20 protein-coding genes, 4 pseudogenes and 1 other annotated feature are annotated in these 24,553 nt (G+C 60.0%); of the genes and pseudogenes, 14 read left to right on the top strand and 10 right to left on the bottom strand.

The window, feature by feature from the left end; genetic code table 11:
• Window positions 1–24 precede the first annotated feature (24 nt).
• Window positions 25–849 (bottom strand): IS3 family transposase, encoded by an 825-nt coding sequence (locus tag H5V43_RS21785; RefSeq protein ID WP_242495903.1) that lies wholly within the window; start codon window positions 847–849, stop codon window positions 25–27.
• Entirely contained in the window at window positions 822–1,169 is a 348-nt protein-coding gene (locus H5V43_RS21780; protein WP_037484504.1) for a transposase, read from the bottom strand. Before H5V43_RS21780 ends, H5V43_RS21785 begins: the two co-directional genes overlap by 28 nt.
• 233 nt (window positions 1,170–1,402) lie before the next feature.
• Between H5V43_RS21780 and H5V43_RS21775 the strand changes: the two genes are divergently transcribed.
• Window positions 1,403–2,512 (top strand): tyrosine-type recombinase/integrase, encoded by a 1,110-nt coding sequence (locus H5V43_RS21775; protein WP_150295611.1) that lies wholly within the window; start codon window positions 1,403–1,405, stop codon window positions 2,510–2,512.
• Here H5V43_RS21775 and H5V43_RS21770 read toward each other — a convergent pair.
• From H5V43_RS21770 to H5V43_RS21750, 5 genes and pseudogenes are all read right to left on the bottom strand, one after another.
• Window positions 2,394–3,668 (bottom strand): type II toxin-antitoxin system HipA family toxin, encoded by a 1,275-nt coding sequence (locus H5V43_RS21770; RefSeq protein WP_025547151.1) that lies wholly within the window; start codon window positions 3,666–3,668, stop codon window positions 2,394–2,396. The two genes, H5V43_RS21775 and H5V43_RS21770, sit on opposite strands and share 119 nt — an antisense overlap.
• The gene (locus H5V43_RS21765) at window positions 3,665–3,898 is read right to left on the bottom strand and encodes a helix-turn-helix transcriptional regulator (protein WP_025547149.1); all 234 of its coding nucleotides are present in this window, start codon (window positions 3,896–3,898) and stop codon (window positions 3,665–3,667) included. The genes H5V43_RS21770 and H5V43_RS21765 overlap by 4 nt, the downstream gene beginning before the upstream one ends.
• 170 nt (window positions 3,899–4,068) lie before the next feature.
• A pseudogene (locus H5V43_RS21760) lies at window positions 4,069–4,373 on the bottom strand (alkylphosphonate utilization protein).
• Window positions 4,374–4,464: 91 nt separating this feature from the next.
• Window positions 4,465–5,406 (bottom strand): annotated as a pseudogene (locus tag H5V43_RS21755) (acetyl-CoA C-acyltransferase); the annotation flags it as partial.
• Between the two features lie 268 nt (window positions 5,407–5,674).
• Window positions 5,675–5,842: pseudogene (locus tag H5V43_RS21750) on the bottom strand (cation-transporting P-type ATPase); the annotation flags it as partial.
• 237 nt (window positions 5,843–6,079) lie between these two features.
• Between H5V43_RS21750 and H5V43_RS21745 the strand changes: the two are divergent.
• The 7 genes and pseudogenes from H5V43_RS21745 to acuI all read left to right on the top strand — a co-directional run bounded on the left by H5V43_RS21745 (window position 6,080) and on the right by acuI (window position 13,387).
• Window positions 6,080–7,308 (top strand): IS3 family transposase gene (locus H5V43_RS21745; RefSeq protein ID WP_128830678.1). Its coding sequence is split into 2 segments (ribosomal slippage): window positions 6,080–6,368 and window positions 6,368–7,308, totalling 1,230 coding nucleotides; the frame shifts between segments, so codons are not numbered across the junction.
• Window positions 6,361–6,477 (top strand) — a sequence feature (AL1L pseudoknot). Its footprint overlaps the gene before it by 117 nt.
• A 464-nt stretch (window positions 7,309–7,772) precedes the next feature.
• Window positions 7,773–9,185: an IS4 family transposase gene (locus H5V43_RS21740; RefSeq protein WP_150295636.1), complete on the top strand. Its 1,413-nt coding sequence runs from the start codon at window positions 7,773–7,775 to the stop codon at window positions 9,183–9,185.
• A gap of 135 nt (window positions 9,186–9,320) precedes the next feature.
• Window positions 9,321–9,704: an IS66-like element accessory protein TnpA gene (tnpA, locus tag H5V43_RS21735; RefSeq protein WP_025547145.1), complete on the top strand. Its 384-nt coding sequence runs from the start codon at window positions 9,321–9,323 to the stop codon at window positions 9,702–9,704.
• The gene (gene tnpB / locus H5V43_RS21730) at window positions 9,701–10,048 is read left to right on the top strand and encodes an IS66 family insertion sequence element accessory protein TnpB (RefSeq protein ID WP_025547144.1); all 348 of its coding nucleotides are present in this window, start codon (window positions 9,701–9,703) and stop codon (window positions 10,046–10,048) included. Before tnpA (H5V43_RS21735) ends, tnpB (H5V43_RS21730) begins: the two co-directional genes overlap by 4 nt.
• A gap of 60 nt (window positions 10,049–10,108) precedes the next feature.
• Window positions 10,109–11,662 (top strand): IS66 family transposase, encoded by a 1,554-nt coding sequence (gene tnpC, locus H5V43_RS21725; protein ID WP_025547143.1) that lies wholly within the window; start codon window positions 10,109–10,111, stop codon window positions 11,660–11,662.
• A gap of 449 nt (window positions 11,663–12,111) precedes the next feature.
• Window positions 12,112–12,298 (top strand): annotated as a pseudogene (locus H5V43_RS21720) (TetR family transcriptional regulator C-terminal domain-containing protein); the annotation flags it as partial.
• A gap of 57 nt (window positions 12,299–12,355) precedes the next feature.
• A complete protein-coding gene (acuI, locus tag H5V43_RS21715) occupies window positions 12,356–13,387 on the top strand; it encodes an acrylyl-CoA reductase (NADPH) (RefSeq protein ID WP_025547141.1) in 1,032 nt (343 codons plus the stop codon).
• Window positions 13,388–13,438: 51 nt separating this feature from the next.
• On the opposite strand, the gene H5V43_RS21710 is transcribed toward acuI, so the two are convergent.
• The 3 genes from H5V43_RS21710 to H5V43_RS21700 form a co-directional block, all read right to left on the bottom strand.
• A complete protein-coding gene (locus tag H5V43_RS21710) occupies window positions 13,439–14,305 on the bottom strand; it encodes an NAD(P)H-binding protein (protein ID WP_025547139.1) in 867 nt (288 codons plus the stop codon).
• A 203-nt stretch (window positions 14,306–14,508) separates the two neighbouring features.
• Window positions 14,509–16,794, bottom strand: coding sequence for a TonB-dependent receptor (locus H5V43_RS21705; RefSeq protein WP_162854745.1), 2,286 nt, complete (start codon window positions 16,792–16,794; stop codon window positions 14,509–14,511).
• Between the two features lie 935 nt (window positions 16,795–17,729).
• Window positions 17,730–18,095, bottom strand: coding sequence for an EF-hand domain-containing protein (locus tag H5V43_RS21700; RefSeq protein ID WP_128830675.1), 366 nt, complete (start codon window positions 18,093–18,095; stop codon window positions 17,730–17,732).
• Between the two features lie 283 nt (window positions 18,096–18,378).
• Here H5V43_RS21700 and H5V43_RS21695 point away from each other — a divergent pair, with 283 nt between their 5' ends.
• The 6 genes from H5V43_RS21695 (at window position 18,379) to H5V43_RS21670 (ending at window position 24,467) form a co-directional block, all read left to right on the top strand.
• Window positions 18,379–18,837 carry a nicotine dehydrogenase subunit S gene (locus H5V43_RS21695; RefSeq protein ID WP_017183765.1) on the top strand — a complete coding sequence of 153 codons (459 nt, stop codon included), beginning with the start codon at window positions 18,379–18,381 and terminating at the stop codon, window positions 18,835–18,837.
• 40 nt (window positions 18,838–18,877) lie between these two features.
• A complete protein-coding gene (locus tag H5V43_RS21690) occupies window positions 18,878–21,124 on the top strand; it encodes a nicotine dehydrogenase subunit L (protein WP_150295596.1) in 2,247 nt (748 codons plus the stop codon).
• A gap of 344 nt (window positions 21,125–21,468) precedes the next feature.
• A complete protein-coding gene (gene tnpA / locus H5V43_RS21685) occupies window positions 21,469–21,861 on the top strand; it encodes an IS66-like element accessory protein TnpA (protein ID WP_025547129.1) in 393 nt (130 codons plus the stop codon).
• A gap of 2 nt (window positions 21,862–21,863) precedes the next feature.
• Window positions 21,864–22,214, top strand: coding sequence for an IS66 family insertion sequence element accessory protein TnpB (gene tnpB / locus H5V43_RS21680; protein ID WP_274054343.1), 351 nt, complete (start codon window positions 21,864–21,866; stop codon window positions 22,212–22,214).
• A gap of 67 nt (window positions 22,215–22,281) precedes the next feature.
• Window positions 22,282–23,877: an IS66 family transposase gene (gene tnpC, locus H5V43_RS21675; RefSeq protein ID WP_150295624.1), complete on the top strand. Its 1,596-nt coding sequence runs from the start codon at window positions 22,282–22,284 to the stop codon at window positions 23,875–23,877.
• Window positions 23,874–24,467 (top strand): plasmid pRiA4b ORF-3 family protein, encoded by a 594-nt coding sequence (locus H5V43_RS21670; RefSeq protein ID WP_025547125.1) that lies wholly within the window; start codon window positions 23,874–23,876, stop codon window positions 24,465–24,467. The genes tnpC (H5V43_RS21675) and H5V43_RS21670 overlap by 4 nt, the downstream gene beginning before the upstream one ends.
• Window positions 24,468–24,553 lie beyond the last annotated feature (86 nt).

The following is a 24,553-nucleotide window of genomic DNA, read 5'->3' as shown; positions in this document are numbered from 1 at the left end:
TGGGCCCCTGGGGTCGGACAGGTATCAGGCCGCGGATTTGACCATAGTTTTGGTGTGTAACTCCTCAAACTGCACCGGGCTCAAATAGCCCAGAGCGGAATGCAGTCGGCGTTCATTGTAGACGCGGTCGATGAACGGTGGAAGATGGGTGGCGACATCCTCGAAAGTCTCGAACGCCATCGGGTAGACCGCCTCGACCTTGAGCGTTTTCATGAAGCTTTCCGCCTTGGCGTTATCGTAAGGATTTCCGCGCCGGCTCATCGATCCGGTAATGCCATTGGCTGCCAGCAGCGCACGGTAGGAAGCGGCTGCGTACTGGGATCCACGGTCCGAATGATGAATGAGGCCCGGTGAGGGCTGCCGACTTGCGATAGCAGTTTCAAGCGCGGCAATGGCGAGGCGGGCATCGATCGACCGACCGATGGCATAGCCAACCACCCGCCTTGACCATGCGTCTAGGATGATCGCCACATAAGCAAAGCCACTCGCAATCGCGACATAGGTCAGATCTGCGACCCAGAGCTGATCCGCACCTGTCAGAGCGACGTCCTTTGCCAGGTCCGGGAAGATCGGCAGATCGTGATCACTGTCAGTCGTTGCGACATATCTCCGCCGTCTCCGCGGCTGAAGGCTGTGTTCCCGCATCAAACGCTTGATGCGCTTATGATTTGCGCAGATGCCCTGGTGCTGAAGGGCCGCCCGTACGCGTCGCCAGCCATAAGCCTCAAACTCATCGCAGATCGCCATGATTGCGGCCAGCAGATCGGCTTCGTCAACCCGCTTCACCCGCCCATGATAATAGGTTGAACGTGCGATACCCATCAGTCTGCACCCCTGGGAGACGGAGATGCCAAGGGGCCGGTGATGACGGATGTAGTCCCGTTTCTCGGCCGCGGTGCGCTTTGCAGAGCCCCCTTTAGAAACTCCAGTTCGAGAGCCTGCTTGCCTACCAGGCGTTCCAGCGCGGCGATGCGGGCCTCATATTGCTGGATGAGATCAGCCGCTTGCGCGTCATCGTCGAACTCGCCCGCCTCATACTTCTCAATCCAGACCCGGATCAATTGGCGAGAAACGTCATGACGCTTGGCCAGCCCATGCAATGTTTCGCCGCCCAGATATTCCTGAACGACCTGACGTTTGAACTCCATGCTGTGGGAACGGTGTCGCATTGGCTTTTCTCCAAAAGCCAAACCCACGGTCAATCATTATGGTCCCACCTGTCCGACCCCAGGGGCCCACTCCAGATCTCGGGTAAAAATCCACCGATCTTAGGGAATCTCGTGCCCGTAAAATCGCGGAAATCCGTGCGGTGCTGTTCACCGAACTAGGGAATCGACAAGTGTGTCCACTGTGAGGGCGGAAAGCTTGCGGTTCGGGGCATGTTTCACCAATATCTGCCACCATGTCCACTGCGTCTTCACCGTCGCCTTGGCAGGCCGCGCGCATCGAGTTGCCCGATGGTCGTCGATCGTGGACGGTGCTGGATGACCGCGGCGATATCGTAGAGTGCTGTCGTCGCTGGATCGTTCATCTTGAGCAGACGCACGCGTCGCCCAACACCGTTCGGGCCTACGTCCGCCATGTCGTCGAGTTCGCGAATTTCCTGAGCGCGAACGACGCCGGGCTCCACCAGGCTACGGTGCCGCTTTATGATAGCTTTCTGGCTTGGCGGCTTGCCACGCGGAAAGACGCTTTGCCGAGTCCCCGGTTGGTCTTGCTGGGAAAGCAGGCAACGAGGGTCCTGGCTCCTGCGACGCGGAACCAGATCCAGCTTGCGATAAAATCATTCTACCGCTTCTTCAATGGTACCGACGACTTTACGATCGATACGGCCGAGGTTGCCAAGGCTTACGACGGTCATCGCATCTACAAGCCTTTCCTGGAGCACATCAGCCAGCGCCGCACGACGCGACGTAAGGACCGCTACCTGTCGGGCGATACCGGGCGCATCCAGCAGAAGGTCCTCAAGAAACGGCTGACACCGACCGAGGTGTTGAGGCTGATCGAGGGCTGCAACCTGGCGCGTGACGCGTTCCTGATCGTGCTGCTTTACAATACGGGTCTGCGGATCGGCGAAGCATTGGGCCTGCACCATATTGATATCGATCTGCTGGGAAAGGTCATCTGGGTCATTCCACGCGAGGACAACAGCAATGGCGCCCGCGCGAAATCCGGTCGGACACGCGGTGTGCCGGTACACGACTATGTGCTCAACATGTACGTCGATTATCTGACCAGCGACGAATATCTGCCGGCCTTTGAATCGGGCAGCGAATATGTCTTCGCCAATGTCAGGGCCGGCGCCATCGGACATGCCATGAGCCTGTCCTACGCCCAGAAGCTCAAGGACTTGCTGGAGCAACGCACGCATATTCGTTCGGCCGCCTGGACGACTAGCGGCCTCTCGCTTCCGCTTTCAGTGACAACCGCATCGCCCGGTCGAGCACGGTTGCCGGCAGGTCCTCCAGACAAGCGGTATCCTCCAGCCCGGGGATCTCGACGCGATCGGTAATCGCAGCCTGCACGCGCGCCGCGATCGCCGCGGCCCGCCGGCGCAGGAAGGGAAGCGCGAGACCGGCATCCTGCGCAAAGCGTACAAAGCTTGCAGCGTCCAGATCCTCGAGCGTCGCGGCACGCCCAAATCGCATGGCGAGCTTTGGCGACAGCTCCGGCCAGACATGGGTCGCAACCAGATCGTAGAGGGGGGCAAGGACCACCTCGCCGTTGGCGCGGCGAAGCAGACTGTAGTTTTTGGCATGCGCGTCGGCATTGCCGATGATCACATTGAAGATCGCGGCATCGGCGAGTTTCAGCACCTCGCGGGCCGGCCGTGAAGTGGCCGCGCGGACGAGCGCGAAGCCGTCTCGGAACGTCGGCCCGCCCTCGCTCGCATATTTCCGGTTGGACGGTACGCCCAGCGCCTGTGCGAAGTCCTCCTGATGCAGGCGCGAGGTCGCGCCGGGCTGTACGGTGCGATCGTAGCGGGTCACCAGGAGATAGCCCTTCCCAGCGACGGCGCGCCACTCGGCCATGACCGCATCGAGCCCAACCGATCGCGCCAGGGCGAGACAGAATGCCTCATTGGCCGCCAGTCCCGGAAAGCGATCGGGCTCGGACTTGATGAGATGGGTCGATGGCTCGCCGACACGCGGCAAGGCGATGGCGCCCTTGACCAGAACGACGGGCAACTTGCTTTGCGCGCCGGCCAGACTGAGCCGTGCGCCCCCCTCCCCGGCCAGCATCGGTACGCGCGGCAAACGCGCGATCAGCGCCGCCAGTTCTGTGTCATCAAGCGGGCGAGCCGGCCGGCCGGCGGGTGCCGCTGGCGGCATTTCCCCTTCCGGCAAAAAGGCCAGGGCGCCGGCAACGTCGCCGCCAAGCGCCGCCAACAGGCGAAAGGGATTGTCGGGCGATACACCGAGGGCGCGGGCGATGGCGGTCCGTTGCCCTTCCTCGGGCAGCAGCCCGCCGAAGACGGCCTTGCACAGCGCATCGCCAAATGACTCAACCCTCTTGGGCATGGCCTGCGAGAGCGCTGTTCTATCGGGATCGGCGAGCCAGTCCGGCGCGTAGCTGAAACGCATCGCGCCTGCACGGTCGATGGAGAGTTCGCCCGCGATATGCTGGTCGGACCAGACGATAAGACGATCGAGAATGTCGGTGCTCACGCAGGCCGGCCGGCGATCACGATGCCGTCCGGCCGGCGGATCTCAAGCTCGCAGCCGAGCGCGGCCAGGACCGCGATGACCTTGCCGATCTGCGCCGTCGGCTTACCCCGCTCGACCTCGACGATAAAGCGCAGTCCCACGCCGCTTGCTGCCGCCAGTTCATCCTGACGCAGTCCCAGTTCCTTGCGTTCGTCGCGAACGATCCGGCCGATGGTTATCATGTCGAGCATAGCCCCTCGCTTTCCCGAACGGGAAATTATGCGATATTGATGCGCATTTCAAGATCAATATTTCCCGATCGGGAAAATCCAACATAGGCGCGGATAGTTTGTTACGGAAATCTCCCGAACGGGAAATTTACTGGCGGCGATCTCGGGATCGAGCGTCCGGCCTTTTGAGATCAGGTCCGCTTCTTGACGAACTCGGCGCGCAAAACCAGCCCCTTGATCCCATCGTAGGGCAATCGATCTCCTGCGCATCGCCGGTCAGCCGTATCGACTTGATGAGCGTGCCGCGCCTCAAGGTCTGGCCCGCGCCTTTTACCTCGAGATCCTTGATCAGGGTAACCTGGTCCCCGTCGGCGAGGATATTGCCCACAGCATCGCGAACCTCGACCCGGCTCGCTTGCGCGCGGCGTTCTACGAGCTCGGAGGTGGGCATCCAGTCACCGGTTTCCTCGTCAAACACATAGCTTTCGTCGTCCATTATATTCTCCAGCACGCGACCGCTTCAATTTGTCTGACGGGTGCGCTCGACCCACCAGGCTGAGCTGCGCCGGCGCGAGTGCCGGGCGGCATCAGTGCCTGGCAGGCCCGGCTCCATCTTGCGCCAGTCGTTCGATCACGAGGGCAATGCCCTGCCCGCCGCCGATGCACATCGTAACGAGGCCATAGCGCCCGCCGCTACGCTCAAGCTCGTAAAGGGCCTTGAGGGTGATGATGGCGCCGGTCGCGCCGACGGGATGCCCCAGTCCGATGCCGCTGCCATTGGGGTTGACCTTCTCGGGGTCGAAACCGAGCAGCTTGGCGACAGCACAGGCCTGCGCGGCGAAGGCCTCATTGGCCTCGATCACGTCCATGTCCGCGAGCGTCAACCCGCAGCGATCGAGCGCAATGGGGACCGCCTCGACGGGCCCCAGCCCCATGACCTCGGGTGCCACGCCGGCATGGCCCCAGGCGAGGACCCTGGCTCGCGGGCGGAGCCCGTGGCGTGCGGCCGCGTCACCTGAGGCGAGAACCAGCGCGGCGGCACCGTCATTGATGCCGCTCGCGTTGCCGGCGGTGACGGTGCCGCCCTTCTCCCGGAAGACAGGTTTCAGGCCCGCAAGGGGCACCTCCGAAAGCTCGGTTCTTACATGCTCGTCCATCCGGAACAGGCTCGTGCCGCCCTTGCTCCGGACCTCGACCGCTACGATCTGCTCCTCGAAGCGTCCGTCAGCCTGTGCGGCGGACGCGCGGCGATGGCTCTGTGCGGCGAGTGCGTCCTGCATCTGGCGCGTAATCGAAAAACGCTCGGCAATGTTCTCGGCGGTCACACCCATGTGGCCCGCGCCAAAAGGGTCGTGCAGGATGGCGTTCATCGCGTCGATCATGGCCTCGTCGCCCATGCGTCGCCCCCAGCGCACGGCTTTGACGACATGGGGCGACTGGCTCATGCTCTCGACGCCGCCGGCAACCGCGAACTCGCATTCGCCCAGCTTGATCATCTGTGCGACCGAGATGAGCGCCTGTACGCTTGACGAAGGCGCCGACGACTATGTCAACAAACCGTTCGAGATCGGGGAACTGATGGCCCGCATCCGGGCAGCAGTCCGCCGCTCCCAGGCGGGGAGCGCGAATGCCGTTGTCTTCGAGAGCGGGCCGCTGCGCGTCGATTTCGCCAAGCGCGACGTCCAGCTGATGGGCGAGACCATCAAGCTCTCTCCGAAGGAGTACAAGGATCGCTGTCACCAGAGCGGAGAGCAGCAGGACGTAGATGAGGATATTGTGAAAGTGCGATACGAACCGGGCGGCGGTGCTACGTTGCTCAGGAACTGGCAGTTTGTTGGCGCCATGTGCAGCCAGACGCCGGGCCGCCTCGTCGCCGCTCAGTCCCTGCGGGACTGTCCGAAGCTGCTGGAGGACCTGCTCAACCGGTTCTGCATAAAAATTCAGTCTGCTCTCTTCACTCAACATGGGAAGCCTCGTTCCTTTTCATGCAGTTCATCCTTGGAAGAGCACTTTTGTCGCACTGGCTCTTATCGATCGGTCGGGGGAAGCGGATCAGATGGCCCTTTCACCTCCCCTGACTTCCTGACGGATGCTTGCGAGCCTGTTCGCGACTGCGCGAGACGGCCTCGAGCTTCATCTTGTCACACCCTGAAGCGCCCCGGCTTTTCCGGAGGCTCCAACTTGTGAGAAGGAGCATCCGATATGAGCAAGACGACCAACAAATTTTCACCTGAAGTTCGCGAGCGGGCGGTTCGTATGGTGGCGGAGCAGCGAGCTGAGTATGGCTCGGAGTGGGAAGTGATGAAGTCGATCGCGGCGAAGATCGGCTGCTCGCTGGAGACGCTGCGCCGCTGGTGCCGCGAGGAGGCGAGCCGACGAGCGGGGCCAGCGGCGCTTGCCGCTGATGACCGGGAACGCCTGAGATTGCTTGAGCGCGAAGTGAAGGAACTGCGCAGGGCCAACGAGATTTTGCGCAAGGCATCAGCATATTTTGCGATGGCGGAGCTCGACCGCCCCGGGAGATGATGATGGCGTTTATCGACGCCCATCGCGAGGATTTGGGGATCGAGCCGATCTGCCGCGAGCTGGCAATCGCCCCTTCCTCTTATCGTGAACATGCCGCGCGCCGTGCCGATCCCGGAAGGCGTCCGGCACGTGCCCGGCGCGATGAGGAGATCAGGGAACAGATCAAGCGGGTCCATGAGGCCAGCTTCGGCCTTTATGGCGCACGCAAGGTCTGGCACCAGATGCGGCGTGAAGGCATCATGGTGGCGAAATGCACGGTGGAACGGCTGATGCGCGCCATGGGGCTGGCGGGCGTCCGGCGTGGAAAGAAGACGATCACCACCATCAGCAACCCGAAGGCGCAGTGTCCGCTGGACAAGGTCAATCGGGAGTTTCGCGTCAGCCGGCCCAACGCTCTGTGGGTTGTCGATTTCACCTACGTGCATACCTGGGCGGGCTTCGTCTACGTCGCCTTCGTGATTGACGCTTTTGCTCGGCGGATTGTGGGGTGGAAGGTCAGCACATCAGCCACTGCAGGCTTCGTTCTGGATGCCCTGGAGCAGGCAATTCATGCCCGCAGGCCAGGCCCCGATGACGGGCTGATCCACCATAGCGACAGGGGAGTTCAATACCTCGCGATGAACTATACTCAGCGCTTGGCCGAGGCCAAGCTCGTTCCCTCGGTTGGTAGCGTCGGCGACAGCTACGACAACGCCTTGGCCGAGACGATCAACGGCCTTTACAAGGCCGAGGTCATCTGGCGGCAGCGGTCATGGCCAAGCGTTTCGGCCGTGGAAATGGCAACGCTGCGCTGGGTCGATTGGTACAACAATCACCGGCTCTTCGGCCCTATCGGGCACATCCCGCCCGCTGAGGCTGAAGACAATTACTATGCAGCCCTCGAGAACCTCGATATGGCTGCATAGCCCAATGGAAACTGCCTCCTGAAAAGCCGGGGCGCTTCAGTTCTCCCCCATCAACGCCGCGAACCTCAAGCGCGCGCACCAGGCGCTTGAGAGCACTACCGCACGCGGCAAGATCGTCATCGAGGGTTGGCAGTGATGCGGTTCACGCTCACCCGCAACGTCCGCCGCGCCCGCGGCCTCCGCTGGACCAACTGAAAGGGACCAAGCCTCGGCGTTATCGATGCCGACCATGTGCGGTTGTGGGCGTCGCTTTCGCTGGGTCACTAATATCTACAATCATAAAGGACTGTAATATTTCGAGATAGCAAACGTGGTCCTCCGATAAAAACTGTAAGCGGGGTCTGACGCTTCCAATTACCCACATCTCGCCGCACGCCTGATTCCGTTTGACTCATGGTGATTGCCTGAAGGGAACTGCCCATGATTCATCCACGAGCACCATTTCGCTGGAGCGGGGGTGCAAGGTGGAAAATTCCGTTTTTGATGCGGCTGGATGGGCTGATAGGGAAGTCGATCCCGGCGCCTTTCGTGATAAGCGGCTGGGCGAGCGGCTTCGCATGATGCTTGTGCAGATGGCAGGGGCAATCGGCGCGCCGATTCCGATGGCCTGTCAGGACTGGGCCAATACCAAGGCGGCGTACCGCTTTTTGTCGAATGGATCGGTCAACGAGGGCGAGATTCTCGCCGGGCATTTTCAGGCAACACAGGCGCGTGTGGCTGCCCTTGACGGGCTCATCCTCGTTTTGCAGGACACCACCGAATTCTCCTATCAACGGCGCGATCCCGAAAGGATTGGCGCCATCGGTCTTGCGCCGAGCCGGCGCGATGAGAATGGTCGACTCCGGCTTCATACGGTCTGCGGCCTGCTCATGCACTCCAGCCTCGCGGTCACGACCGAGGGATTGCCGCTGGGCCTGACGGCGACGAAATTCTGGACCCGCACCAGGTTCAAGGGCACCAACGCTTTGAAGCGGCGGATCAATCCCACACGCGTGCCGATCGAGGAGAAGGAGAGCTACCGCTGGCTCGAGAATATGCGCCAATCGACGTCCTTACTGGGCGAGCCGGAGCGGCTCGTCCACATTGGCGACCGGGAGAACGACATTTACGAGTTCTTCTGCGAAACACAGGCGCTCGGCACGCATTTCCTGGTGCGCACCTGTGTCGACCGTCTGGCCGGTGACGGTGGCCATACGATCGCCGACGAAATGAGCGAAACCACCGTGCAGGGCATGCATCGGGTCGCCGTTGGCAAAGACGATCATGCCGACATCGAGCTACGCTATCGGCGCATCCAGGTTTTGCCGCCGATCGGAAAGCAAAAACGCTATCCCCCTCTCACCCTGACGATCTTACACGCTCGTGAGAGTGGAACGCCAGAAGGACGCCCCCCGATCGACTGGCGGCTCATCACCGATCTGCCGGTAACAACGCCCGATGAAGCCATCGAAAAACTCGACTGGTATGCCCAGCGTTGGAAGATCGAACTCTTCCACAAGATACTCAAATCCGGCTGCCGAGCCGAAGATGCGCGGCTGCGAACTGCTGAGCGCCTTGCCAATCTGATCGCCATATTCTGCATTCTGTCCTGGCGCCTGTTCTGGATGACCATGATCAACCGCGCCGCTCCTGATGCCTCGCCTCGGCTTGTCTTGACCGATGTCGAAATCGCGCTGATCGACCGCCTTGCAGCTTCACGAAAGAACGTGTCCGCAGGCAGAACCCTTGCCGATTATCTGACCCGAATCGCCAGGCTCGGAGGCTATCTTGCGCGAGCCCACGATCCACCTCCCGGCAACATCGTCATCTGGAGAGGGTGGTCCCGTCTGATGGACATCAAAATCGGCGCCGACGTCAGCCGAAGAAGTTGTGGGTAATTGGAAGGGTCTGACGGCCGCCTTGCGCGCCACGCATCTGGCGGGATGATTGCCGCTCTTTGAGCGGAGTGGCCGGTGTCGGACGGGATTGAAGATTCAGCTAGCGGTGCAGCGACTACTCATACGAGCGGTCGTATGAGTAGTCGGATAGAGATCGTTAGCCGGGTGTCGGGCCGGCGGCGCTGGACCGTGGAGCAGAAGCTGGCCGTCCTGCGTGATGCATTCGGCCCGGAGGGTTGCGTGCGCGCGGCCTGTGAACGCCATGACGTCGGCAGCGGCTCGATCTACACCTGGCGGCGCCAAGCAATGTCCGGTGAGCTTGCCGGGGTTCGCAAGCTGGCAGAGCCCGTTTTTGCGGAGGTGCAGATCAGCGAGCAGTTAGCCTTGCCCGCGCCGACGGTCGCGGCACGCAGCGACGGCGTGATCGGCATCGAGCTGCCGTCGGGCATCAGAGTGAGCGTGGACGCCACGGTCGATGCCGATGCCCTATCGCGGGTGATCGGTATCCTGACGCGATGATCCCGCTGCCGCCCTCAACGCGGATATTCCTGGCCTGCGGCGCGACAGACATGCGCAAGGGTTTCGACGGCCTTGCCGTGATGACGCAGCAGGTTCTGGAGCAAAGTCCGCATTCCGGGGCGCTGTTCGCCTTTCGGGGGAAGCGCGGCGATCTGGTGAAGCTGCTCTGGTATGATGGCCAGGGCATGTGCCTGTTTTCCAAGCGGATGGACCGGGGCCGGTTCGTGTGGCCATCGACCAAGACCGGGTTGGTGGTGATGACCGCGGCCCAGCTTTCCATGCTATTGGAAGGCATCGACTGGCGGCGGCCGGAACGCACTTTCACCCCGTCACTCGCGGGCTAAAAACACCCATTTCCGGCACTTTTACTGGTACATCGGCGGCTGTTCCGCTATAGGATCGCGGTGTCGGATGCAGGCCTTTCCACCGCTGACAAAGACGCTCGGATCGCCGAGCTCGAAGCTGCTTTGGCGGCCGCCCACGCCGATATTTCTGCCCGCGACATCCTGATTGATACGCTGCGCGTGCAGATCGCGCGCCTCAAGCGGATGCAGTTCGGCAGGTCGTCCGAGAAGCTCGACACCCAGATCGCACAGCTTGAGCTGGCCCTCGAAGAACTTGAAGGCGAGGCCATCGTCGCTGCCGCGCGTCGAGCCGATCCGGCAGATGGCGTTCGGTCAGCGCCTGTTCGCGCACTGCCCGCCCATCTGCCGCGGGAAGAACAGCGGATCGAGCCCGAGCAGGGCAGTTGCACCTGTCCGGACTGCGGCGGCGCGCTACGGCCTCTGGGGCAGGATAGCGACGAGATGCTTGATGCCGTGCCGGTGCAATGGCGTGTCGTTCGGACCATCCGGCCCAAGTATAGCTGCCGGTCCTGCGAGAAGATCGTGCAGGCGCCCGCGCCGGTAAAAGCCATTGCCCGAGGCAAGGCGACCTTCGGCACGCTGGCCCATGTCGTCGTCTCCAAGTTCGATCATCATCTGCCGCTTTACCGCCAAGCCGAGATAATGGCTGCGCAGGGGATCGAGATCGACCGCTCGACGCTGGCAGGCTGGGTGGGGCAGGCATCCGTGCTGCTCGATCCGATCGTCAGTCGCATTCGCGAAGTCGGCCTTACCGCCACGAAGATCCATACCGACGATACGCCGGTTCCCATGCTTGATCCGGGGCGGGGCAAGGCGGCGACTGGCAGGCTCTGGGCTTACGCTGTCGATGATCGCGGCTCCGGCGCCACGACCCCGGCGCTGGTCTGGTATGAGTTCACCACCGATCGCACCGGCGCACATCCCCAGCGGCAGCTGGCCAACTTCACCGGCTATCTCCAGGCCGACGGCTATGCTGGTTATGATAAGCTCTACGACACGAACCGCGTCACCGAGGTTGCTTGCTGGGCGCATTTCCGGCGGAAGATATTCGACATCCACGCCACCAAGCCGACGCCGCTCACCACCGATCTGATGGAACGCATCGGCCAGCTCTATGAAATCGAGGCCGACGTCTGCGGCCAGCAGCCCGATATCCGACGACGAAGCCGGCAGGACCGCACCCAGCCATTGATCGATGATTTGCGTCAGACGCTCGATGATGCGCTGCGCCGTCTCTCGCCCAAGTCCGAGATGGCCAAGGCTTGTCGCTATGGCCGCAAGCGCTGGGTCGCGCTCACGCGCTTCCTTGATGATGGCCGTCTGGAGATCGATAACAACGTTGCGGAGCGCGCCATGCGGTGTGTGGCCCTCGGCCGTAAAAACTGGTTGTTTGCCGGATCAAAGGCGGGCGGCGATCGCGCTGCTGCCGTCTATTCCGTCATTGAGAGCGCCAAACTCAATGGCCTCGAACCACAAGCCTATATCGCCGACGTCATCGCCAAGATCGCTGGCAACTGGCCCGCCGCCCGCTGGGATGAGCTCATGCCGTGGAACTGGCGACCAGATCAGCAACCGATCGCCGAAGCCGCCTGATCTGCGGCCTCCAGCCCACGCTTACTAAAAACTCGGGGCGTCTTCTAGCTCGGCATCTCACCAATCGGTGCCAGGAGTGGGGAGTGCTTCGGCTAGGAAGTCAATCCACGCCCGCGTCGCCTGAAGGAAATCGGCAAAATTTACGCGGCGTTCGGGCGGCTGCTGATCGAAGGGCGCTGGAAGCACGAGGATCCCAGGGACGCGATCGAACGGGAAATTGGCTGGCCGAATATCGAGCGAAGCGTTGAGGAAACCGAGCTTCTTAGACCCAATGACTGCGGGAGCCTCGGCCGCTCGAATCTGGGATGCTGACTATGGATTAGTCAGCAACGGAGACAAGTCATGACGGAGGCAGCGAAATACATCGGGCTGCCCGCGCCCATCGGTCGGAACATTGTGGTCGGCGACCGCGATGGTGCGGTCAGCTCGCCATATGTGCCGCCCCGCATCGCACGGCCCAATGCCTGCGAGCCGCGCAAGCTGCCGGTGAGATCGGAGCCCACCATGATGCTGATCGCCTCGCCGCCTTCTTCTGGATCGGGTGGGAAAGGCGCCGTGCTGCGCGCCAAGCTCGAACGCAGCGGCGCTCCGCTCCGGACATTCGCGGAAGGGTTTTTCGCAATGATCCGCACCTGACCCCCTTTTTTGAACAATTCTAGCCGATCGGTCTAATTTTGAGAAAGGAGCATTATCATGAGCACATTCCGAGCAGTCGTGATCGAAAAGAACCACACAGGCCGAACCGTCGCGCTGACGGATTTCAGCGAAGCCGATCTGATGGAAGGCGATGTCGAGCTTCGGGTGACGCACACCACGGTCAACTACAAGGACGGTCTGGCGATCACTGGCAAAGCCCCGGTCGTCCGGCGCTTCCCGATGATCCCCGGCGTCGATTGCGCCGGCGTGGTCGAGACGTCCAGCCATCCCGATTTCCAACCCGGCGATCGAGTCATCCTCAACGGATGGGGCACGGGCGAAACCCATCTCGGCGCCTTCGCTGAAAAGAGCCGGGTCAAGGGCGACTGGCTGGTGCCGTTACCTGCTGACCTGACGCCGTCCGAAGCGATGGCGATCGGTACCGCAGGCTATACCGCGATGCTCAGCATTCTCGCGTTGGAGAAGCATGGACTGCAGCCAGCCGATGGGCCGGTCATCGTCACCGGTGCGGCCGGCGGCGTCGGTTCGATCGCGATCACGCTGTTGGCGAAGGCAGGCTGGCACGTCATCGCGTCGACCGGTCGGGCCGAGGAAGCGGACTATCTCGAGGGCCTTGGCGCCGCCGAAATCATCGACCGCAACGAACTGTCCAGTCCCGGGCGGCCGCTCGGTAAGGAACGCTGGATCGCCGGTGTCGATAGCGTGGGATCGCATACTTTGGCCAACGTCCTGTCGATGACCCGATATGGCGGCGCGGTCACGGCCTGCGGTTTGGCGCAAGGGATGGACCTTCCGGGCACGGTGGCGCCCTTCATCCTGCGCGGCGTCTCTCTACTCGGCATCGATTCCGTCATGTGCCCGAAGCCGCGCCGTCTCGAAGCCTGGGCGCGTCTTGCGACCGATCTGGATCGCGAGCGGCTGGGACGGATCACTTCGACCATCCGCCTGGAAGACGTCATCGCGGCCGGGACCGACATCACGGAATGTCTATATATTCCATCTCATCATTGTAGAGCGCCAAGAGCGCATCCAGATCATTTCGCGCCCAAGCATCAACCTGCTTCTTGAGCAAGGCCTCATTGTCACGCGAAAGCTGAGTTTCGACCGGATCCTGCATCGTCATTGTCCGGCACCGCGCTGCAGCAAAGGCGCGTACTCAGTGAGGAAAGCGTCAAGAGTGCGGGGCTCGCGTCCTGTTATAAGCGCAACTTGATCGGCGACCGAGGCGGTATCTCCCTTCATTATGCTGCGTCCGATATTTGAGAAATATTCAATGAAACCCTCGGATGCACCTGATTTCCGAAGCCGCTCTTCTGCCGCCTGGGTCGTCTCCTCGACAGGCTGGACGACCGTCCCGGTCACAGCCGCTATGCGATCCGTGAGTTGCACAAGGGTGAATGCATCAGGGCCGGTAAGCGTGAGCGCTTGCTTGTCATAATCCGCACCAAGTAGAATCTCGACGGCCACGGCAGCTATATCCCTCGCGTCGATCCAAGCCGTTGCCGCGCCCCCGGTCGTCATCACGATGACCCCGTCTCGACGGATCAGATCTCCGAAAAAGCGCTCGTCGACGAGGTCTTGCATGAACCAATTTGGACGCAATATGGTGTAGGTTAAACCGCTCTGTTCGACCACTCTCTCAACTTTTAATTCATCGGCATCGGCCGTGCGTGTTTCCGCCGCTATTTCCGAGAGAAGTACGATTTTGATGACGCCGAAACTCTTAGCCAACTCGATGAAATCGAAGATGATTTGCGTTACCTCGGGCGACTCTGGTTTGACGAGATAGACGGCATCAGTGCCGTCCAGTGCAGCATCCCAAGTCGATCGGTTCTCCCAATCGAACAATATTGGCACGACGTTGCCCTGCGTGACCGATGAAGGGTTTCTTGATGCGGCCTTGACCGACGCCCCGCGCTCCGCGAGGCGTTCGACCACATAACGCCCGGTCGTTCCTGTCGCTTTGGTAACCAAAACATCGCGCATTCCCAACTCCTGTTTTAGGTTATTTTGCAAAGCGGCCGTATAAATCTTTTATGATAATCCCAAAGTTATATCTAAACCTTGAGAAATTCGTACCAACGTCAGCGAAATGGAGTTTGATTATACTAAATAAAAGACTTCTTTCTCGCTGATTGTTCGTCAGCGAGAAAGAAGTACAAAAAATTTAAACTCGCATCTTTTGAAGATCAGAAGCGGAAAGTGACATCTGCACTGTAGGTACGCGGTGTACCACGGATCAGGTAATCCAATCCTACAAACCGCAGGCCCAAACCGTAGGTAAAATACTTCTCGTTGAAGATGTTCTTTACGCCTGCACCCACCGCAAAACGCTTGGCGTTATATGCAATGCGACCGTTGGCTACCCAGTAGCCTGGTTGAGACAGCGTTCGGGTCTGAGCGATGTCATAATAGACACGCGAAGTATATGCACCGTCGAGACTGAGGTCGACGGTAGCGTCGTTGATTTCGGCGAGCACGAAATCGCCGCTGAGGTTGAGGCTGAACTTTGCGGCATTGGATATCTGATTTCCTGAGACGTCGATGCCGCTCGTACCCGTAACTGTCGCATTGTTCCGGTATTTTGGATCCAACACGCCGACGCCGACGCCAAGCGTCACCCGATCGATCGGCCGCGCGGTGATATCAGCTTCGAACCCGCGAACGCGCGCGGCGCTGATCGAACGGAGCGGAAATAGCCCGCCCGCCTCGGTCACGACAACTTGCTGATTTGCATAATCGGTCTGGAACACAGTACCGTTGATGGTCAGCGCACGGTCGAGAAGCGTGGACTTGAACCCTGCTTCATAAGTCCGCGCAGTTTCAGGCGGCGCGAACGTGATTTCGGAGGGATCGCTGAAGGCCTGCGCGTTCACGGCGCCGCTGCGATACCCTTCGCGCATTGAAGCGTAGAGCAGGATATTTTGCGTAGGCTTCCAATTTACGCCAACCTCGAAACTCGTATTGTTGAAGGTGCGGCGATCAGAATAATTGCTGATCGATTGAATGGCTACGGGATCTACATTGTCACCGAGGAATGCGTTGAAATTAGAGACAGCAACCTTGTCCCGGCTGAAGCGGACACCCCCATATGCGGAAAGCGTGTCGGTTACCTCATAGTCAGCACGAAAATAAGCGGCATAGCTGTTGCGCTTCTGGTTGAAGCTGTTCGACTGGATAAAGCCGGTTCCAGTGGGCGTGAAGCCGAAGCTACATACGGCACCGCAACCCGGATCCGTCAGGAGCGAATAGTTGAAGCCCGCATTTACCGCATCATACGTGTACAGGAGGCCCGCCTGGACGTTGAGCGGCCCATCAAACGATGTCGCCAACCGAAAGTCTTGGACGAACTGCTTCATATTTTTGCCGAAGGTGACAATCGGATCATCCACTTGGATAGCGAGACCGTCATCATCCCCGGTGTCAACCCATTTGCCCCAGTCATAGGTCGTCACGGAGGTTAGCTTGAGGGTATCGGTTGCTTCCCAGTTCATGATCAGGTTGAAGCCGTCGCTGCGGATAAGCCGCTTCGGCGCGCGATTAACGGCACTTTCAAAGAAGCTCAGACCATCGCGGTTAGATCCCGGCAGGTTGGACAAATTATTGCCAGGGAAGATAATTTGGGGATCGTTGAAATCGATGTTTCCCGCATATGCCGTGTAATTGCGACCGCCGCTTTTGACGTGGTTGAAGCGCAATGTGGCCTCAAAGTTATCCGCAGGTTCGAATTGTAGCGCGCCGCGGAAGGCAAAGACGTCGGTCTGATCGAGGTCGCCAAGGCCCGGCGTGACATTCTTGAGAACGCCCGTATCGTGGACATAAAGCGCTGCAATGCGCATCGCCAGCACATTGTCAATCAAGGGGACCTGCAAAGCCCCTTGCAGTCGAACACGATTGAAGTTGCCGTAGCTGCCCGTCACATATCCTTCGGTGGAAAAGCCCGGTTTTTTCGTGACGATATTGACAGCACCGCCGGTCGCATTCTTGCCGTAGAGCGTGCCCTGCGGGCCGCGCAACACCTCGACGCGCTCGACATCGAAAAGAGGCATGGTTTCGAATGTCGACAGGCCGCGGATGCCTTCGTCGATGTAGATCGCGATCGGCTTGCTCTGGTTAGCGGAATAGTCGGTCGAGGAAATGCCGCGGATGACGAAGTTGGGCGGGCCACCTTCACCGAATGGATAGTTGACCTGCGAATTGGGAGACAGCTGAATAAGATCGGAGATCTGCACCGCCTGACGCTTCTCAAGCGCCTCCCCGCCAAAGGCAGAAATGGCGACTGGAACGTCTTGAAGGCGCTGTTCGCGCCGCATCGCCGTAACAACGATATCGCCATTGCCCCTTGCAGAAGCGGCGCTCGGTTCAGGCTGGACCTGATCCTGGGCATAAGCAGTAGCAGAGACTGCCAGCGGCAGCGAAGCAAGCGAAATCGCCAGTGCGGTATGAGCAGAACCGCGGGTGATGCGAGCAATCATATACTTCTCCCTTTCATTATACGTCCTCTGCAGAGCGAGAGTGCATTTCGCCGAAGGCACTTCCCGTTCGCGTCGGCCAAGGTGCCCCCTCAGCACCTGCGAACCGCCACTGCTTCTCCTCGCGCCGAACGGAATTCCGCCTAAGCGGGGTCGACCGAGCAACATGCAGTAATTACGTTGTCGCATAATTAATGGCATTGTCAACGCCCATTAGAGCTGGGCAGGGCACGCGCCTCGCAGCAAATGGATCAGCCGACCCTTTCCCGACGATTATCTTTATATATTCAAATAGATAGCATATGATCCAAGGTTATAATGAAACACTCACAACACCGATTTCATAGTCCTTTCGAAAATCAACAGCCGAATAAATTAGCGGCCATGGGAGCAAAATTTCTGCGGCGACGAAGCGCAGCCGCTCATCTTATCCTCGACGATGAAAAATTCGACTAAATCGGGCTCGGGTCTGCGCTGCGCAGGCGCCATCAGCTTCACAAGGGGACAAGCAATAACGGCCGAAGATTGCGAAACAGACGTTTCCCAGGCCGACTTTCCGGACAAGACCGCGAACAATACGAGATAAGACTCGTCGCGCACAACACAATCATTGCCGCCCCCATTGCCGACAGTTGCGAGTGGATCGGTATTGTAGGCGATATTATTAAACCAAATTCACGATATCTGCAACTCCTCGCCATGCAGGGGGCAAGCATCGCCCCATTTTTTCGCGTGTTTGCCGAGCATCGCGGTCGGTAGCAATTTTGTGTTCTACGACGCTGAACGATCAATTTTCGACTTTGTCGAAGCGCCCGCCAAAAAAAGCGGCAATGCTACAAAGATGGATGATCACTCTTCCAATGATCGCTTCTCAATGGATATTTTCATCCTTCACCAAAGCCGGTCAGAAGAATCCATTTTCGAACGCGACCATACTATTACTTGGAAGCTGGTGCAGCTCCTATTCGGGCCTCGGCTTTGCCAAACTTCAACTCAAGGGCGGAAAGCTTTCCGTCGCGCGTTGCATCAAGGGTCGACGGCGGGAAATCAGCCAGTTCCCGGAAAGTGATGAAGCCGTTCCGGTTACGGTCCAGCTTTTCGAAATTGGCTTTCGGCAGGCTCTGCATTCGCCATTCCGCCAACGATATTCGCCTGTCCTGATCTGCGTCCACCTTGGCTAAAAGCTTCCGGGCCTCGATAGGGGACGAAGATGGGGGACCGTTGGCAAACGCAGTTGGGGCCGAAATCGGAAGGAGAAGCGCGCCGACGAGGAATGAACAGCGCTTTAAAGCTCGAATCATCATGCGCCTGACCTCCTGTCGCTAGACATATCATCAACGTGCGACAAGGCAGATGGAGCCCTCCATTTCACAAGAAAATTCCGGCGGGCGAGGCGCGCGGACAACCGACCCATAGCACTCCTACGGCGTTGCGGTGCGGATCTCCTGAATGGTGCAGGCGCTGCTTGCGTCAGGCGGGCTGCACCAATTCAGCGTGTGGATAATTATATTGACGCCCCGGCTTCCGCGTGCTCAAAAGGATTGCCAATTTACCGCGGTCGGCAGTGTATGCCAGATGGGCAGTATAATGATGAGGATTGAGCTGAAGATTAATGGGTCGACCATGCCCGCCGAGGTCGACGATGATACGCCACTACTCTGGGTGCTCCGTGACACGTTGAAGCTCAAAGGTACGAAATATGGCTGTGGCATCGGCCAGTGCGGCGCCTGCACGGTCATAGTGGACGGCCAGACCGCCCGATCTTGCTCCTTGGCTGCGACGGCCGCGGTCGGGCTCGAAGTAACCACGATTGAGGGGCTTTCGGCCAATGGCGACCAGTTTGTACAGAAAGCTTGGCAGGATATTCGTGTTCCACAGTGCGGATATTGCCAGTCCGGTATGATAATGGCAGCCACCGCGCTTCTGGGGAAGAAACTTTTCCCTACGGATGAAGACATCGATCGCGAGATCACGAACATCTGCCGGTGCGGGACCTATGATCGCATACGCGCCGCGATCCACGCGGCCGCGAACGGGCGCACGTGAAGAAGCCATGAATACTGACCGCCGTTCCTTGCTGAAGTCGATCGCCGCCGTTTCGGCAGGTGTGGTTTTTCCCGTCACCATGACGGGTTGCCGGGTCGCCGATCCTAAGCCTTCCGATTCGGTCGAGCTATTCTCTTGGGTTGTAATGATGCCCGACAACACGGTTCGCATCCGCATTCCACAGAGCGACATTGGACAGGGTGTGGTCACAACCCTCTCGCAGGTTCTTGCGGAAGAGCTCGATCTGAAATGGTCATCGATCCGGCCCGAATTCTTCGATCCATTGACGAACCTCAAGCGCAACAATGTGTATGTATATACATGCACGGAGAGCAGTTGGTCAGCTGACCGTCTCTTCAATCCCATGAGAATGGCAGGCGCTCAGATCAGACAAATGCTTTTGACCGCTGCCGCCAGGCGCTCGGGCTTCGACGTAGCGGATTTGAGAACCGAGGAGAGCAGCATCATATTGCCCGGCGGGGGACGGCAAAGCTACGCGGAGGTCGCGTCCGCCGCCTCCCATATTGCGCCGCCGCACCCTTCGCGGGTCAAACTTAAGGACCCTGCTGACTACCGGCTGATCGGAAAGCCGATCAAGCGCCTCGATCTGGTTCCCAAGACGACCGGGAAGCTGGAATATGGCATCGATGTCGATTTGCCGGGCATGTTGTATGCGGTCGTGCAACAATCCCCTGTCTATGGCGGCAAGCTTGTCTCGTTCGACGAACAAGCGATTGCCAAGATGCCGGGCGTTGTCGGGGTCGTCCGGATCGCGGCAGGACCTTGCGGCCTCAACGGTCCGCTTGCCGACGGCGGAGAAGATTACGGGATGGACGATGCCGTTGCCGTCGTCGCGGACAGCTTCTGGAGGGCAAGGAAGGCGCTTCTGGCGCTTCCGATCGAGTGGGATGATGGGGAATTTGCTTACACCAGCAGTGAGTCCATCATGGCGGACCTGGTCAGCCGGGCTGGGCGGCCGCAGCCGGTAGTCCGGGAAGCCGGAGATTTCGCAGGGTCGATCGGCCGTGCTCACCGCGTTATCGAGGCGGATTATTCCTACCCCTTCATGGACGCGATGCCGCTTGAGCCGATCAACTGCACCGCATGGCTGAATTCGGACGGACTCCAGGTTTGGGCGTCCACGCAGTTCGCCCAGGAAGCGCATCGACTCGCCGCAGTTACCGCCGGGCTGCCGCCTGAACGGGTACAGTTCAATCTGCCATATGTCGGGGGGGGCTTCGGACGGCGTTGCCAGAACGAATATGTATCGCAGGCGGTCCAGATCGCGAAGGCCATTCCTGGCAAGCCCATCAAGATGATATGGACCCGCGAAGAGATGATGGCGCGCGGTTATCCGCCACCGATTACCATCTCACGCTTCAAGGCGGGGCTTGATGAGAAGGGGAATGTGATCGCGTGGTTCAATCGCGTGATTAGTGGCACGGCGCCCGATCAAAGCTATGGACCGGCTCGCCTACCGCACTATGTGCCGAACCTTAGGATCGAGTATGCTCGCGTCAAGACGCCTCAGCCGTTCGGCTGGATGCGCGGCGTGGCGTTCACACAGCATGTCTGGATGAACCAGGGATTTCAGGACGAACTGGCGGTCGCCGCTGGACGTGATCCGGTCGACCTTTACATGGACCTGTTGGACGAGGGATCGGTGCCATCCGACCTGAAGGGCCGCGACGTCGCCGTTCGACGCATCCGGCACATGCGTGCCGTGCTAAAGCGGGTCTGCCAGATGGCAAAATGGGGAACGCCTCTTCCGAAGGGGCGCGGCAGAGGCATTTCGGTCAGCGACTTCAGCTATTGGGACAGCTACCGGACCGGCACCGCCTCGTCGGTTGTGGAGGTGACACTCGACGGCAAAGGCGGCCTTAGGGTCGATCGCGTATTTGCGGTGCTGAACTGCGGACGCATCCTCAATCCGGAGGTAGTCCGCGGCCAAGTGGAAGGAAGCATCTTCTGGGCAATCACCACGGCCCTTTACGGTAAAATCACACTCAAGGACGGCCGTGTCGTCCAGCGCAATTTCCAGGATCACAACGTCGCTCGGCTTGCCACTGCCTGTAGAAACATCGTGGTCGAACTTGTCGAGAGCGACGATCATCCTGCCGGCGTTGGAGAGGATGCCGTCCCTATTGTGATGACTGCGATGCTGAACGCAATTTATGATGCTGGTGGGCCGAGGATTCGCTCGCTTCCGCTCAGCGATCATGTGTTGTCATTTAGAAAACAGGACGGCTCAGACGCGTTGCCTGGCAAACCATCAGGCAACCCTTAGATAGGATCGGCCATCAATAGCGCCGGTTCGGGGCAGCCTCCTCACTGCCAGACAACCCCCGCTTTTGCTTATCCAAAAGCGCGACATGCAGTGATGGCATTATCCCTATTCAACCGTCAATGGCAGCGAATAGTCGGTTACGATGCTTCTTCCGATCAAACCGCCGCGGGGGCGCATCGCGAACGTCGCACGGATGCAGATCACGCCCTCGCAGCGACTACGCCCCGATTTATGTCAGCGCAGAGATACTGATCAACATCTGGAGCATTGTAAGCGCCGACGGAAGGCGGCCTTGCTGCCGGCACCGGAATAGGAAAGCTCGCGGCTTTTGAGGAGGCGTGAGCATGAACATCGAGCAGTCAAACGAGCCTCGTATGAGCGGTCGCGGTGATGGCGGAGCACTTGTACGGGTGGAGCGGCGTCGGAACTGGAGCGACGAGGAGAAGCTGGCGATCCTGAAGGAGACGACGGCGCCTGGCGCGATCATATCGGCCGTAGCTCGACGGCACAGCATTGGAACAGGCCAGCTCTATACCTGGCGCAAGCAGCTGCTCCGCGGAGCGATGGCAGGCTTCGTGCCGGTCGAACTGGCATCGTCTTCGCCGTCGGCTAAAACTGGGGAACCAGGGCGGATCGAGGTCCGCGGGCGGTGCGGCCTGACGGTGTCGGTGGATGGCGAGGTGGACCGGGCCGCCCTGAAACAGGTGCTTGATGTCTTGCGGGAGCTGGATCATTGAGCCTGGCTTTCCCGCCTTCGACGAAAATCTATCTGTCGCTGGCGCCGTGCGACATGCGCAAGGGATTTGACGGGTTGTCGGCGCAGGTGCGCAATATCCTTCAGCTTGATCCATTTTCTGGGGCGGTCTTCCTGTTCCGCGGAAAAAGGGGCGACAGGCTGAAGGCCCTGGTCTGGGACGGCTCCGGGCTATGCATGTACGCGAAGCGTCTCGAGCGTGGAAAGTTCGTGTGGCCCCGTGCCCATGAGGGCGCGCTCCGGCTGTCCGCAGCCCAGCTTGCGATGCTCGTCGAAGGGCTGAACTGGAAGCAGGCGATTATCCATGACGAGGTCGTCACGCCCAGCCTCGCATAGTCAAAAAGATTAGGAAAACCGCCATTTTATGTAGGTTTTACCGTGGGCTTGCGCTATCATCAGCGGCATGCGGTTCGCCCTTGATCGCCTTCCCACAGACCCGGTCCTCCTGCAGAAAATGCTGCTGGAGATGGCCGATGTCATGGAGCAGGAACGGGCCGAACTGAGGGCTGCGGAAGCCACCGTAAAAGCTCAGACCTTGCGGATCGAAAAACTCGAGCATCGCGTTGCGCGGCTGCTGCGCGTCCAGTTCGGCCGCAGTTCCGAGAAAATGGATATCGTCCAGTTGCGGCTGATGTTCGAGGAGGTCGAGGCACCGGAACCCGCCAACGATGAGGTGCCGGCGGCGCCTGTAACGAAATCGGCTCGCAAACCCGGCAGCCGCGTTCCGCTTCCTGCGCACTTCCCGCGTCAGACGGTCGATCATCAGCCCGGTCCGTGCGGCGCTGGCTGTAACGGCCAGACCGTGCAGATCGACGAGGCCGTAACTGAGGTTCTCGACTATGTCCCGGCACGCTTCCGGGTTATCCGCCATTTCCGGCCCAGGCTGGCGTGCCGATCCTGCGAACAAATCCGTCAGGCGCCCGCTGTCGATCTGCCGCTGCCCAAGGTGATGGCAAGCAGCGCTTTGCTGGCCCACCTCGTCGTCAGCCGCTTTGTCGATCATCAGCCCTGGCACCGGCAGTCGGTGATCTTCCGCCGCGTGGGGCTGCATATCGATCGGGATGTGATGAGCCGCTGGGCACGGAAACTGGCATGGTTGTTGGCGCCACTGGGCGAGCGGCTGTTCGCCTATATCCGGGAAGCCGCCAAGATCCACGGTGACGACACGCCGGTCGCGCTGCTGGGCAATGGCGACGGCAGTCGGACCGGGCACTTCTGGGTATATCTGCGCGATGACCGTTCAAGCGGTGACATGAGTCCGCCTGCGGTGGCCTTCCGCTTCAGCGCCGATCGTGGCGGAGCGCATCCGGCAGAACATCTCGCCGGCTATCAGGGGTATCTCCAGGCGGACGGTTTTGCGGGCTATAACGCGCTTTACCGCGACCCTAAAACCAAGGCGCCCAGGGATATCGTCGAAGTGGGATGTTGGGCTCACAGTCGCAGGAAATTTACCGACATACTGGAAAAGAGCCCGTCGCCGATCGCGGCGGAGGCGGTCGTGCGGATCGCCGAAATCTTCGCCATCGAGCGCGATATCAAGGGCACGCCACCCGATGAACGGAGACGCATCCGCCAGATCAAGGCGGTGCCGAAGCTGGAGGCTCTGCGCGTCTGGCTCGAAACACAGAACCGTGGCCTGTCTTCCGACAGCAATCTGGCGCGTGCGTGTCGTTATCCGCTCAACCGCTGGCAGGCCATGATCCGCTACTGCGATGATGGTCGGCTCGAGATCAGCAACAATCTGGTGGAAAATGCCCTGCGTGGCGTGGCTCTTGGACGTCGGAACTGGATGTTCGTCGGCTCTATGAAAGGTGGAGAAGCGGCGGCGCTCTTCTACGCCCTGGCCGGCACATGCCGCCTCAACGGCGTCGAACCCGAGGCGTGGTTCACTGACGTCATCGAGCGCATCGGCAGCCACCCAATCAATCGGATCGATGACTTTTTGCCCTGGAGATGGCAGGCAGCAAGGCTGACCAACGATCTGGAGAAGGCTGCGTGAGCAACGGCACTGTCGTGCGGATGAAGATTACGCTGGACGATGTCACGCCAGCCGTCAGTCGGACGCTGGAGGTCCCCCTCAATATCCGGCTCGACCGCTTGCACACCGTCATCCAGACCGCCTTCTCGTGGACGGACTCTCACCTGTGGGAAATGAGCTTCGGGCAGACCGGCTTCGGCATCCCTGATCCTGAATATGGCTTCGACGGGCCGCTCGACGCCCGTAAGGCCACTCTCGCCCAGGTCCTGGCGGATACGAAGCGCAAGACCTTCCGATATCTCTACGACTTCGGCGACGCCTGGGAGCATAGCGTCAAGATCGAGCGCGTCAGCGCGGCCAGCCCGCACCTGACATATCCGCTCATCCTCGATGCAGTAGGCATGCGGCCGCCGGAGGACAGTGGCGGGCCATGGGGCTACGCCGAAAAGCTCGAAGCGCTCGGCGACCCCCAGCATGAATATCATGAAGAAGCGCTCGAAACCCTCGGCAACGACCATGATCCCAACGCCCAGCCCGATATCCCCCTGATCGAGGCAAGGCTGGAAGCGCTCGCGAAAAAATGGGTGCCGCGGACACGCCGCAAAGCCTGACAGGCCGCGTCAACGTCACCTTCCGTCGGCGCTTACGGAGCATTTTCGAAGTAGATAGCATCATCTGTTGGCTGGGAAAATGCGGA

Origin of the sequence: Sphingobium fuliginis (assembly GCF_015074805.1) — a bacterium.
Lineage (GTDB): Bacteria > Pseudomonadota > Alphaproteobacteria > Sphingomonadales > Sphingomonadaceae > Sphingobium > Sphingobium fuliginis.
This window is presented reverse-complemented; position numbering and strand designations above follow the sequence as displayed.

What these genes read in the sequence shown, in the direction of transcription:
- H5V43_RS21780 (WP_037484504.1), bottom strand. Translation starts at nt 1,169, where the DNA reads ATGCGACACCGTTCCCACAGCATGGAGTTCAAACGTCAGGTCGTTCAG.
- H5V43_RS21775 (WP_150295611.1), top strand. Translation starts at nt 1,403, where the DNA reads ATGTCCACTGCGTCTTCACCGTCGCCTTGGCAGGCCGCGCGCATCGAG.
- H5V43_RS21765 (WP_025547149.1), bottom strand. Translation starts at nt 3,898, where the DNA reads ATGCTCGACATGATAACCATCGGCCGGATCGTTCGCGACGAACGCAAG.
- tnpA (WP_025547145.1), top strand. Translation starts at nt 9,321, where the DNA reads ATGAGTAGTCGGATAGAGATCGTTAGCCGGGTGTCGGGCCGGCGGCGC.
- tnpB (WP_025547144.1), top strand. Translation starts at nt 9,701, where the DNA reads ATGATCCCGCTGCCGCCCTCAACGCGGATATTCCTGGCCTGCGGCGCG.
- acuI (WP_025547141.1), top strand. Translation starts at nt 12,356, where the DNA reads ATGAGCACATTCCGAGCAGTCGTGATCGAAAAGAACCACACAGGCCGA.
- H5V43_RS21710 (WP_025547139.1), bottom strand. Translation starts at nt 14,305, where the DNA reads ATGCGCGATGTTTTGGTTACCAAAGCGACAGGAACGACCGGGCGTTAT.
- H5V43_RS21705 (WP_162854745.1), bottom strand. Translation starts at nt 16,794, where the DNA reads ATGATTGCTCGCATCACCCGCGGTTCTGCTCATACCGCACTGGCGATT.
- H5V43_RS21700 (WP_128830675.1), bottom strand. Translation starts at nt 18,095, where the DNA reads ATGATGATTCGAGCTTTAAAGCGCTGTTCATTCCTCGTCGGCGCGCTT.
- H5V43_RS21695 (WP_017183765.1), top strand. Translation starts at nt 18,379, where the DNA reads ATGATGAGGATTGAGCTGAAGATTAATGGGTCGACCATGCCCGCCGAG.
- tnpA (WP_025547129.1), top strand. Translation starts at nt 21,469, where the DNA reads ATGAACATCGAGCAGTCAAACGAGCCTCGTATGAGCGGTCGCGGTGAT.
- tnpC (WP_150295624.1), top strand. Translation starts at nt 22,282, where the DNA reads ATGCGGTTCGCCCTTGATCGCCTTCCCACAGACCCGGTCCTCCTGCAG.